The organism is Denitromonas iodatirespirans (genome assembly GCF_018524365.1).
GTDB lineage: Bacteria > Pseudomonadota > Gammaproteobacteria > Burkholderiales > Rhodocyclaceae > Nitrogeniibacter > Nitrogeniibacter iodatirespirans.
The window spans coordinates 53,066-63,922 of sequence record NZ_JAEKFT010000027.1 but is presented as its reverse complement, the minus strand read 5'-3'; the positions used below and the strand labels follow the sequence as shown (position 1 = coordinate 63,922).

Sequence of the window (10,857 nt, the reverse complement as noted above, 5' to 3'; positions counted from 1 at the left end):
CTGCCTGGCGCCGAGCGTGGGATCGGGTGATTCCGTTCTTCGCCTTTCCCTCACCGATCCGCCGTGTGATCTACACCACCAACGCGATCGAGAGCATCAACGCCCGGCTGCGCAAGATCATCAAGACACGCGGGCACTTTCCGAGCGATGAGGCGGCCACCAAGCTCATCTGGCTGGCCCTGCGCAACATCACGGCCGACTGGGGGCGGGCGGCCAAGGACTGGAAGGCGGCGATGAACCAATTCGCGATCCTCTACGAGGACCGCTTCACGGATCATCGCCTAAAATGAAAACCGCGTTTCCAACTCAGGAAGCGATTCAGAGCGCCTCACACACAGAAATTCTGACACTCCCGCTGAAATTCGAGCCCGCCGACCTAGGAGCGGTTCGTGTGCCCGAGATCCAAGAGCGGGAGGATGCTGCTGGTGTTCTTGCTGCAGCCACCGCGCTGCTACTGTCTGGGCAAGAGGTCGAGGCCTCTGCGATGGCCGATGCGTGGGTTGCATCAATCGGAACCGAAAAGCAGGTTACGCCGTCGAACAAGGCGGTCGCGTGATGGCAAGACCAGCACCACACTCAAAGGCTGTTTCCTACCAGAGACACTGTTGATGATACGAGTGCCCTGCTATATACAGGCGCAAAAGTGGCTCATCACCCGTCAAGCTGCAGCTCAGTTGCTGGCTGTCCGGCCGCCGCCCAAGCCCCCCCGGTGCGATTCCCCCCCGTCAACGCCCCTGCACCACCTTCCACGCCAAATACTCTGACGGCCGCAAACCATAGCGAGCCAGCACACCCTCATGCAGCCGACGGAGTTCTTCGACGATGAGGGCTTGCACGTCGGGTTGCTGTTGCTCGGGAACGCGCTCTCCCGTGATTCGTTGAATGCAGCCGAGCGGGTCCGCCGTCGGGTGCGTGATGACCTCGTGGATGGTTTGTTTGATCAGGTCGCGCCAGAGCAGGCGGAGGGGGTCGGGTTCTGCGAGGTCTTGCTTGATGGCGAGATATTCCTGCGTCGAGCGTTCGTAGGCCCAGACGTACAGGTCGCGCAGCAGCTCGACGCGGGTCATCTCGTACACACCCAGTGTGGCGCGGCTGTAGGCCTGCTCGGGCACGTCCAGAAAGGTGAGCGGGCACAGGTTGGCGCGGAACAGGGGCAGGTTGGCGGCCAGGCGCGAGGTGCGCTTGTTGATGTCGGCAAAGGGCTGCAGGTAGGGCAGGTGCACCATCATGAAGAAGGACTGCTCGAACGGGTCGCGAATCTGCGTGACCTTGCCCAGCAGCGCATCCAGCGCATGCTCGATCTGCTGCGGCGTGGAGAGCGGGCGGTAGACGCTCTTTCCGATATCAACGGCGTGCTGGCGGATTCGCCCTTCGTCGGCCGGGTTGGGCAGCAGGTTTTCCGCCAGCGCGCTGTGCAGGTTCATCAAGGTGTATCGATTGAGCTCGGTGGCTTCGATGTTTTCAACCAACAGCTCGATGGCTGTTTTGTGGTTGAGGATCATCTGCGTCTCGATCGCGGCCTTGCCGCGCGCGGCCTTGCCGTGCTCGATGAGTGCGCGCGTGTCGAGCCGGGAGTAGGTGTTGCCTTCGAGGTGGCTTGACGCCCATGACAGGTCGACCAGCAGCCGGTTGAGAATCGCACGACTGTAGGTGCCTGCCGGCTTGTCGACGTCGGCGGTTCTGCCCATCTTGTGCAACTGGCGGCGCAGCGACGCCGACAGATACCAGGTTTCATTGGGGCGGTAGGCCTCCAGAAAATCAGGCTGGTAGCCCACCGGTGTGCGCGCTTCGGGCGGCTGGTCGATGTAGGCCAGGACATCGACGCTATCGGCCGACAGGGGGATATGGCGGGGGAAACCATCGGCGCCGTCAGCCGGCGCATCCGCGCCGGTCTGGGGGCTGACATCAAAATATCGACGGGCCCGGCCTTCACCCCGTGCGGTAATCCGGCCGCTATCGATCAGTTTCGCGATGTGGCGCTGTGCCGTTCGCCGGGCAATGTCAGGATGCCCGGCCAAGAGTTCGGCCAGCGTCAATCCGTTCGCTGAGGCGCGGATGCTGTTGAGCAGGTCGTTGGTCGAAGACATGGGAACGTTGGCGCCGTTCGAGGGGGTCGTGGCGCGATTGTGGCGCAGTTTATTGAACCGCGCCAGTTTTGGCCAAAGATGTGGCGCAGTTCAGGGTGAACTGCGCCATCGCACGGTCTGGTGCCAACCCGCGCTCGTTGGCCTTACCCCATCTTGGGCAGCAGCGGCGAGCGGCAGCCGCGGCCAATCAACCACCGCTGGCGGGATGAATCCCGCCCTACGGTATCGGCATGGCACGCGCCTTTGTTCGCGCGCCCCCGAAGCCAAACACCCGCCCACCTCACCCCAACCGCCCGATCTTCTCCCCCGCCGCATCCACATGCCCCGCCAGGGCATCGACACACGCCCGAAACCGCGGGCTGAATCCTTGCTCTCCCCCAACCTGCCCCAAAAACGCCCGCGCCAGCGCTTCGGCGCGGCGCCAGTGCTCGGCGCTGACGCTGGCGTGGATGGTCGCCGCCGGCAGGGTGTCGGGCAGGGCGCCGCTGCGATGGGGGGCGAAGGCCATGGGGGTCATGTCGTAGGCGGGGGCGATGCCGTACGGGCGGCCGTGGTCGGCGATGAAGGAGAGGTTGCCGTGGTGCATGTCGGTGTTGCCGATGAGGGTGCCGAAGGCCCACAGCAGGCCGGCGGTATCCGCGGCCTCGGGGGTGATCTGCCCGGCGCTGGCCAGCGGGCGCACGGCGGTGGGCCAGATGCCGGCGCCGGTGCCGACGAATTCGGCGTCGAGCGCGGCGAGCGAGTGCAGCGAGCGCCGGCCGAGAGGGCCGACGCGGTCGAAGCGTTCGACTTCGAGGAAGCGCTGCCCGGCATGGTCGACGATGCGCGAGGTGGCGGCCGGGAGGCCGGCGCGGCGCAGGGTGTCGAGGGCAAGGTGTTCGGCCAGCAGCAGGTCGCGCCAGCGCTCGGTGACCGGGCTGGCTTCGGCTTCGCTGAACTTGACGATCACATGCCGCGGGCCGTCGGGAGTGGCGGCCAGGGCGGTGAACTTGGGCTGCTCGCCGCCGGCGGACGAGCCCGGCGCCTCGCCGCGAGCGGCGGCCTGCGCCAGCTCGGCATATGCCGCGCCCCTGCCGGGCTGCGTGAGCGGCACGCCCTCGGGCGCGGCGAGGAAATGCTGCCGGGCGGTGTCGCCCAGCAGCAGGTTGCCGACCACGTCGTGCCCGTGCGCCAGCAGCGCATGCAGGGCGTGGGTGTCGCTCCAGTCGGCGAGCCGGTCGGGCAGACCGAGGGCCTGGCTGTGGCGGGCCACGTAGGCGCGCCCGAGGTAGCCTTGCGGCCGCATGTCGAACAGCCACCAGGGCAGGCCTTCGCTGTGCAGCGTCACGCCGTCTTCCTGGCGCATGACGAAGCCGTCCGGCCGCACCGGGATCAGCATGCCGAGCTTGCGCAGCCGCCCTTGGGTGTCGACACGGTACACCGGCATGTCGGGCAGGCCGCGCGTGGTGTCGCGCAAGGCGTATTGAATGGATCGCGCAGCGCCGATGCGCACGATGTCGTCGCCCAGCGCGGCGATGGCGCGCGACACCGTGGGCTGGCTGACGCCCAGCCGATCGGCCAGTTGGCGCGCGGTGCGCGCACCGGCCGAGAGGTGGCGGCGGAGGGATTCGGCGTGGTCGGGCATGGGGATGAATCGATTCGTGAATAGATCGTTGAATCGATACTAGCAGAACGAACGACGCGGCCGCCGATGAAATTTCCGCCCGGCGCAGGCGCCGACGCGGCCATGCCCGCCTACCCGACCCCGCTCATCAGCTGCAGATCGAATACCCGCTCCACCAGCCACACCAGCGCAATGAGCAGCGTGAGCGCCGTCCCCAAGACGAACACGCCCTGCCGGTAAAAGCGGGTGTTGCGCAGGGCGTAGGCCGCCGGGATGAAGGCGGCGACGATGGCGAGTTGGCCGACTTCGACGCCGACGTTGAAGGCGAACAGCGACAGCAGCAAGGCGCCCGGGGCGAGGCCGAGTTCGGCCAGCACGCTGGCGAAGCCGAAGCCGTGGATCAGCCCGAAGCCGAAGGCGACCATCCAGCGGCGGCGCTCGACCAGCGGCCACAGGTTGTTGGCGGCGGCGAGCACCACCGATGCGGCAATGGCCGATTCGACCAGGCGCGAGGGCAGCGAGATCCAGCCGAGCACGGCGACCGACAGGGTGATGGAGTGCGCCACCGTGAAGGCGGTGACCACCCACAGCACCTCGTGCAGCGCGTCGCGCAGCCGCGCCACGCCCTGCCAGCGGCCGCCGCTGCGCACCAGCACGGCGGGCAGCAGCAGCGCGAGCAGGAAGAGGATGTGGTCGAAGCCGATCCAGATGTGCCAGATGCCTTCGACGAGGTATTGGCCAAACTGCGCCAGGCGCGAGGGCGTGTCGGCGCCGAAGTGTTGCGTGCCGCTGTCCGGGCCGAGCACGGCGCTGTGGGCGGTGCCGTCGACGGTGAGGCGCAGCAGGCCGCGGTGCAGGCCGTCGAGGTCGAAGAGCAGGCGGTAGCGCAGGCCCAGCGCGCCCTCGGCCTGCGGGCAGGTGCCGGCCAGTTGCAGCACGGCGTAGCCGCCGTCGCTGTGGGTGTCGACCTGCAGGCCGGCTGGCTGCAGGGCGCACGGGCCGCCCCGCGCCAGTTCGAGCCGGCTCAGCGCCCAGGCCTCGACAGCGGCGCGGCGCGTGCGCAGTTCGCCCCAGGTGATCTCGCCGTTGCCATCACCATCGAGGCCGAGGGCGAAGTCGATGTCGCGCAGCGCGATGTCCCACTGGGCGGTGATCGCGGCGCCCTCGGCGCTGACCACCAGATAGCTGTCGCTGGCCTTGTGCGCCCAGGCGGACAGCGGCAGGACGAGCAGCGCGAGGAGGAAGATGAGGCGCCGCGTCATCGGGTGCCGTCCTTCCCTCCCGAGGGCTGGCCAAGCTGTTGCGCCAGATCGCGCAGGTGCGCATCTTCGAAACCGCTGGTGGCGAGCCAGTCGAGCGCCGGGCGGGCGGCGTCGGGGTCGCCTGCGGCCACTGCCGCTTCGAGCAGGATGCGGGCGTCGCGCGGTTCGCGCTGGACGCGGTAGTTGTCGGCGGCGAGCGTGAGCGCCGTGGCAGCGTCGCCTTCGATACGCAGGGCAAAGCGCGCCTCTTCGGCGCGGTGGGTGGCGTCGCCGCGCAGCCGGGCGGCGGCGTAGCGGTCGGCGAGCGCCTGCCGGTGGGACGCGGCCGCCGGCCGGTCGAGCCGGGTTTCGGCCTCGACCAGGCGCAACAGCAGCACGTCGGCGGCGACCCAGTCCTGCAACGCATCGACCACCTCGGCCGGCCGGCCCTGGTCGAGCAGGAAGTCGGCCCAGGCGGCGAGCAGGTAGGTGTCGTCCTGCCCAATCGCCAGGGCCTCGCGGTAGTGGCGCTCGGCCTCGGTCGGCCGGCCGCGCCAGGCGGCGACTTCGCCGAGGCGGGTCAGCAGCCACTGGCGATTGCCGGGGGCGTTCGCCGCGGCCAGGGCCTGCGTGAGCGTGGCCTCGGCTTGGTCGAGATGGCCGGTGTAGGCGAGCGTGAGCCCGGTGCAGCCGCCGGCCAGCACGCGGCGGCCGAGCCGCGCCAGCGCCTCGCATTCGTCGGCGGCACGTGCGTAGTCGGCCCGCACCAGGTGGATGGCGGCGCGCCAGGCATGGGCGCCGGCCAGATCGGGGTCGCGCGCGAGTGCGGCGGCGAAGTCGTCGAGCGCGGCGTCGAAGTCATGGCGGTATTGGCGCAGCATGCCGCGCACCAGCAGCAGGTCGGCCGGCAGTGGCTCGGCAAAGCGGCCGACCACCGCCTCGGCATAGCCCACGTAGCGCGGGTCGCCCTTGGCCAATGCGGTGTCGAAGTATTGGCGCGCCAGTTCGGCGGCCGCCTGCCGGTCATCCGGCGCGCGTGCCAGCGCGGCGCGCAGGCTGGCCAGCTCGCGCGCCTCGGCGTCTCCGGCGCGAAAGGGCAGCCGCTCGATCACGACGTCGTCATGGGCCGGCGTAAAGGGCACGGCCTGCACCCCCGCCACCGGACCGAGCGCCACCGCCAATGCAACATGGCGCGCGAGGCGCGCAATGACGGTCATTTGTCGGGCATCCCCCGGTGAACTACAGTGAAACTCTCCAACGTTGCCGTTGGATCTTCCCACAACATTGAGGACGCGAACATGAACAGATTGCTATCCGTAGTGGCTGCCACCTTGCTCGCAACGGTTTCCCTCGGCGCCGGCGCGATGTCTCACGGGGGCGCGATGTCGGACGAGGAAAAGGCCGAGAAGATGGAGGCCTGCAAGAAAATGGATCCGATGAAGGCCGATGACAAGATGAAGGCCGAGTGCAAGAAACTCGAGGAAATGGCCGACAAGAAAATGGACGATAAGAAGATGGATGACAAGAAGTAACCTGTCTTGCCTGCCAGCGAGGGCGGACCCGATGGGTTCGCCTTTTTCTTGGGTGCGCGGGGCTCTTGCGCCGACGCTGGCGGGTTGAAACCCGCGCTACCGGGGCGATAACCCCTACCCCCGCCACACCTGCTCGATCACATCCATCGCCGCCTGGATCGGCGCTTCCGTGCGCCGGTCGCGCCGGCACAGGAAGCCGAGCTCGGCCGGCACCGACACCGCGTCGGCCATCGCCACGCCTTCGGCATGCGCGGCGCGCAGCGCGAGGCTGTCGCGGGCCAGCGCCAGCGCCACGCCCGAGCGCACCAGGTCGAGCATGGAGGGCTCCAGGTCCACTCGCGCCACCACATGCGGGCGCACCCCTTCGGCGGCGAAGATGCGCGCCAGCAGGCGGTGGTGCACCGACTCGGGCGGGGTTTCGATCCACGGCAGCGCGGCCAGCGCGCGCCAGCCCTTGCCGCGCACCTGCCCCGCCCAGCCCGGCGGCGCCACCACGCGGTAGCTGAACTCGGTGAGCCCCACCACATGAAACCGGCCGGCCAGCTCGGGGAAGCCGGGCGCGCCGAGGGTGTAGGCCACGTCCAGCTCGCCGGCCTCGACCCGCCGCGCCACCGTGCCCGACATGCCGTGGCTCAGCTCGAAGGACAGCGCCGGATGCCGCTCGGCCAGCGCACCGAGGAAGGTGCCCAGACGCAGGAATTCCGGATCGACGATGGTGCCCAGGCGCAGGCGGCCGACCACGGTGTCCTTCAAACCGGCCGCCGCGGCGCTGAACTCGGCCCCGGCCGCCAGCGCCCGCTCGGCCGCCGGCAGCAGGCGCTGGCCGGCTTCGGTGAGGCGCATGCCGCGCGGGGTGCGTTCGAACAGGGTCAGCTCCAGCCCCGCCTGCAGCTTTTTGAGCTGCAGGCTGAGCGCCGGTTGGGTGACGAACAGCCGTTGGGCGGCGCGGGTGAGATTGCCCTCGCGGGCGACGGTGACGAAGGCTCGCAGGCTGACGTAATCCATATCCGATATAAGCAGTCTAAATATCCAGCCCAAGGATAAATCATTGGATCTGCCGCGCAATGGCGATTTTAATGAAGCCCATGATGCCACTTCGTTCATGGAGCCTTCGCCGGATATGAGTCTGACTTACACCACCGCCCCCGACACCCTCACCCACTGGATCGACGGCCGCGCCGTTGCCGCCACCGGCGACCGCAGCGCCGAGGTGTTCGACCCGGCGCTCGGCCGCGTCGCCCGCCGCGTCGGCCTGGCCAGCGCGGCGGATGTCGACGCCGCCGTGGCCAGTGCCGCCCGCGCCCAGGCGGACTGGGGCGCGCAGGCCCCACAAAAGCGCGCCCGCGTGCTGTTCCGCATGAAGGCGCTGGTCGAGCAGCACACCGACGATCTGGCGCGCCTGATTACCCGTGAGCACGGCAAGACCTTTCCGGACGCGCAGGGCGAGGTGCAGCGCGGGCTGGAGGTGATCGAGTTTGCCTGCGGCATCCCGCAGCTGCTCAAGGGGCAGTATTCGGACAACGTGGGCGGCGGCATCGCCAACTGGGCGCAGCGCCATCCGCTGGGCGTGACGGCCGGCATCACGCCTTTCAACTTCCCCTTCATGGTGCCGATGTGGATGGCGCCGATGGCCATCGCCTGCGGCAACAGCTTCATCCTCAAGCCTTCGGAGCGCGACCCCTCGCCCTCGCTGCTGACCGCCGAGCTGTTCCGCGAAGCCGGCCTGCCCGACGGCGTGTTCAACGTGCTGCAGGGCGACCGTGAGGCGGTCGAGGGCCTGCTGGCGCACCCGGAGGTGCAGGCGGTGAGCTTTGTCGGTTCGACGCTGATCGCCCGCCACATCTACGAGACCGCCGCCAAGCACGGCAAGCGCGCGCAGGCGCTGGGCGGCGCCAAGAACCACATGGTGGTGATGCCCGACGCCGATCTCGACCAGGCCGCCGACGCGCTCATCGGCGCCGCCTACGGCTCGGCCGGCGAGCGCTGCATGGCCATTTCGGTGGCGGTGGCGGTCGGCCCGATTGCCGACGCGCTGGTGGACAAGGTGCGCAGCCGCGCCGCGAAGCTGAGCATTGCCGACGGCGAGGCGCCGGGCGCCGACATGGGCCCGGTGGTCACCGCCGAGGCCAAGACGCGCATCGAGGGCTATATCGCGGCCGGCGTCGAGGCCGGCGCCACGCTGGTGATGGACGGGCGCGGCCATGTGGTGGCCGGCCGCGAAGAAGGCTTCTTCCTCGGCGCCACGCTGTTCGACCATGTGACACCCGGCATGAAAATCTACGACGAGGAGATCTTCGGCCCGGTGCTGTGCGTGGTGCGGGTCGGCACCTTCGCCGAGGCGGTGGACCTGATCAACGCCCACCCCTTCGCCAACGGCGTGGCCTGCTACACCCGCGACGGGCGCAGCGCGCAGGCCTTCGCCAACGCCATCCGCGTCGGCATGGTGGGCATCAATGTGCCGATTCCGGTGCCGATGGCCTGGCACTCCTTCGGCGGCTGGAAGCAGAGCCTGTTCGGCGATCACCATGCCTACGGCGAAGAAGGCGTGCGCTTCTACACCCGCTACAAGAGCGTCATGCAGCGCTGGCCGGACAGCGGCTCAAAGGGGCCGGAGTTCGTCATGCCGGTGAATGCCTGACACGCCACGAACAAGGACGCCCCATGAAAGATTTCGGTGAATTCGACTACATCATTGCCGGCGCCGGTGCGGCCGGCTGCGTGCTGGCCAACCGCCTGTCGGCCGACCCCGAGGTGCGCGTGCTGCTGCTCGAAGCGGGCAACGACGAGAGATGGATCTGGACCAAGATCCCGGTCGGCTACCTCTACTGCATCAACAACCCGCGCACCGACTGGTGCTACAAGACCGAGCCCGAGCCGGGCCTCAACGGGCGCAGCATCATCTATGCGCGCGGCAAGGGCCTGGGCGGCAGCACGCTGATCAACGCCATGCTCTACCTGCGCGGCCAGTCGCGCGACTACGACGAGTGGGCGCAGCTGACCGGCGACGCCAACTGGGCGTGGGACCGCGTGCTGCCGCTGTTCAAGGGCGTGGAAGACCACTGGCATGGCGCCTCGGAGGCGCACGGCGCGGGCGGCGAATGGCGCGTGGAGCAGCAGCGCCTGCGCTGGGACATCCTCGACCGCTTCGCCGAAGCCGCCACCCAGGCCGGCGTGCCGGCCACGGCGGACTTCAACCGCGGCCACAACGGCGGCGTCAGCCCCTTCGAGGTCAACCAGCGGCGTGGCACCCGCTGGAGCGCGGTGCGCGGCTTTCTCGACCCGGTCCGCAAGCGCCCCAACCTGCGCATCGTCACCGCCGCGATGAGCGACCGCGTGGTGCTCGACGGCACCCGCGTCACCGGCCTGCATTTCCGGGTCAATGGCGAGGACTGCGTGGCACGCAGCCGCATCGAGACGGTGCTGGCCGCCGGCTCGATCGGTTCGCCGGCCATCCTGCAGCGCTCGGGCATCGGCGACCCGGCCCTGCTCCAATCGCTCGGCATCCCGGTGGCGCATGCGCTGCCGGGCGTGGGCAACAATCTGCAAGACCACCTGCAGCTGCGCAGCATCTACCGTGTCGAAGGCATCAAGACGCTCAACCAGCAGGCCAACAGCCTGTGGGGCAAGGCCATGATGGGGCTCGAATACGCGCTCTTCCGCCGCGGCCCGCTGACCATGGCGCCGAGCCAGCTCGGGGCGTTCGCGCATTCGGATCCGTCGGTGCCGACGCCGGACCTCGAATACCATGTGCAGCCGCTGTCGCTCGACAAATTCGGCGACCCGCTGCACACCTTTCCGGCCTTTACCGCCAGCGTGTGCGACCTGCGTCCGCAGTCGCGCGGGCATGTCAGCATCCGCGACCGCGACCCGGCCAGCGCGCCGAAGATCGCGCCCTGCTATCTCAGCCACGAGGCCGACCGCCGCAAGGCCGCCGCCGCCATCCGCCTGACCCGGCATATCGTCGCCCAGCCGGCGCTGGCGCCGTTCAAGCCGGTCGAGCAGCTGCCCGGCCCGAGCTACGACACCGACGAAAAGCTGGCCTTTGCCGCCGGCAACATCGGCACCACCATCTTCCACCCGGTGGGCACCTGCAAGATGGGGCGGGCCGACGACGCCTCGGCCGTCACCGACAGCCGCCTGCGGGTGCGCGGCCTGGCCGGGCTGCGGGTGGTGGATGCGTCGATCATGCCGACCATCACCTCGGGCAACACCAGCGCACCGACGCTGATGATCGCCACCCATGGCGCGCAGATGATCCGCGAGGACCGACTGCGCGCTTGAGGCCCGGCACCGGCCGCGGGCGCTACGGCCTGACCGGCCAGGCGCCCCAGGCCGTTGCCGCGGCGGCGAGCACCAACGTGCCGCCCATCAGCAGGCACAGCTGCGGCAGGAAC

10 protein-coding genes are annotated in these 10,857 nt (G+C 69.1%); 5 read left to right on the top strand and 5 right to left on the bottom strand.

Going from position 1 to position 10,857, the window contains the following annotated elements; genetic code table 11:
* Together I8J34_RS19285 and I8J34_RS19280 are read left to right on the top strand one after the other, a co-directional pair.
* On the top strand, positions 1 to 290 hold a 290-nt coding region (locus I8J34_RS19285), incomplete at its 5' end, for a transposase (protein WP_214362383.1).
* Positions 287 to 556 (top strand): hypothetical protein, encoded by a 270-nt coding sequence (locus tag I8J34_RS19280; RefSeq protein WP_214363266.1) that lies wholly within the window; start codon positions 287 to 289, stop codon positions 554 to 556. The genes I8J34_RS19285 and I8J34_RS19280, both read left to right, overlap by 4 nt.
* 169 nt (positions 557 to 725) lie before the next feature.
* Here I8J34_RS19280 and I8J34_RS19275 read toward each other — a convergent pair whose 3' ends face one another.
* The 4 genes from I8J34_RS19275 to I8J34_RS19260 all read right to left on the bottom strand — a co-directional run bounded on the left by I8J34_RS19275 (position 726) and on the right by I8J34_RS19260 (position 6,148).
* The gene (locus tag I8J34_RS19275; protein WP_214363265.1) at positions 726 to 2,087 is read right to left on the bottom strand and encodes a Fic family protein; all 1,362 of its coding nucleotides are present in this window, start codon (positions 2,085 to 2,087) and stop codon (positions 726 to 728) included.
* Between the two features lie 280 nt (positions 2,088 to 2,367).
* On the bottom strand, positions 2,368 to 3,711 hold the full coding sequence (gene yjjJ / locus I8J34_RS19270; RefSeq protein WP_214363264.1) for a type II toxin-antitoxin system HipA family toxin YjjJ: 1,344 nt from the start codon (positions 3,709 to 3,711) through the stop codon (positions 2,368 to 2,370).
* Between the two features lie 110 nt (positions 3,712 to 3,821).
* On the bottom strand, positions 3,822 to 4,952 hold the full coding sequence (locus I8J34_RS19265) for a HupE/UreJ family protein (protein WP_214363263.1): 1,131 nt from the start codon (positions 4,950 to 4,952) through the stop codon (positions 3,822 to 3,824).
* Entirely contained in the window at positions 4,949 to 6,148 is a 1,200-nt protein-coding gene (locus I8J34_RS19260; RefSeq protein ID WP_214363262.1) for a PgaA family protein, read from the bottom strand. Before I8J34_RS19260 ends, I8J34_RS19265 begins: the two co-directional genes overlap by 4 nt.
* An 81-nt stretch (positions 6,149 to 6,229) precedes the next feature.
* Here I8J34_RS19260 and I8J34_RS19255 point away from each other — a divergent pair, with 81 nt between their 5' ends.
* Positions 6,230 to 6,463 carry a hypothetical protein gene (locus I8J34_RS19255; RefSeq protein ID WP_214363261.1) on the top strand — a complete coding sequence of 78 codons (234 nt, stop codon included), beginning with the start codon at positions 6,230 to 6,232 and terminating at the stop codon, positions 6,461 to 6,463.
* 114 nt (positions 6,464 to 6,577) lie between these two features.
* Here the strand turns inward: I8J34_RS19255 and I8J34_RS19250 are convergent, their stop codons facing one another.
* Entirely contained in the window at positions 6,578 to 7,468 is an 891-nt protein-coding gene (locus I8J34_RS19250; RefSeq protein ID WP_214363260.1) for a LysR family transcriptional regulator, read from the bottom strand.
* A gap of 115 nt (positions 7,469 to 7,583) precedes the next feature.
* Here I8J34_RS19250 and I8J34_RS19245 point away from each other — a divergent pair, with 115 nt between their 5' ends.
* Together I8J34_RS19245 and I8J34_RS19240 are read left to right on the top strand one after the other, a co-directional pair.
* Entirely contained in the window at positions 7,584 to 9,101 is a 1,518-nt protein-coding gene (locus I8J34_RS19245; protein ID WP_214363259.1) for a CoA-acylating methylmalonate-semialdehyde dehydrogenase, read from the top strand.
* Between the two features lie 23 nt (positions 9,102 to 9,124).
* On the top strand, positions 9,125 to 10,744 hold the full coding sequence (locus I8J34_RS19240; protein WP_214363258.1) for a GMC family oxidoreductase: 1,620 nt from the start codon (positions 9,125 to 9,127) through the stop codon (positions 10,742 to 10,744).
* Positions 10,745 to 10,857 lie beyond the last annotated feature (113 nt).

Bases quoted from the DNA above. Each gene is read 5' to 3' on its own strand.
- I8J34_RS19280 (WP_214363266.1), top strand. From the start codon at position 287: ATGAAAACCGCGTTTCCAACTCAGGAAGCGATTCAGAGCGCCTCACAC.
- I8J34_RS19275 (WP_214363265.1), bottom strand. From the start codon at position 2,087: ATGTCTTCGACCAACGACCTGCTCAACAGCATCCGCGCCTCAGCGAAC.
- yjjJ (WP_214363264.1), bottom strand. From the start codon at position 3,711: ATGCCCGACCACGCCGAATCCCTCCGCCGCCACCTCTCGGCCGGTGCG.
- I8J34_RS19265 (WP_214363263.1), bottom strand. From the start codon at position 4,952: ATGACGCGGCGCCTCATCTTCCTCCTCGCGCTGCTCGTCCTGCCGCTG.
- I8J34_RS19260 (WP_214363262.1), bottom strand. From the start codon at position 6,148: ATGACCGTCATTGCGCGCCTCGCGCGCCATGTTGCATTGGCGGTGGCG.
- I8J34_RS19255 (WP_214363261.1), top strand. From the start codon at position 6,230: ATGAACAGATTGCTATCCGTAGTGGCTGCCACCTTGCTCGCAACGGTT.
- I8J34_RS19250 (WP_214363260.1), bottom strand. From the start codon at position 7,468: ATGGATTACGTCAGCCTGCGAGCCTTCGTCACCGTCGCCCGCGAGGGC.
- I8J34_RS19245 (WP_214363259.1), top strand. From the start codon at position 7,584: ATGAGTCTGACTTACACCACCGCCCCCGACACCCTCACCCACTGGATC.
- I8J34_RS19240 (WP_214363258.1), top strand. From the start codon at position 9,125: ATGAAAGATTTCGGTGAATTCGACTACATCATTGCCGGCGCCGGTGCG.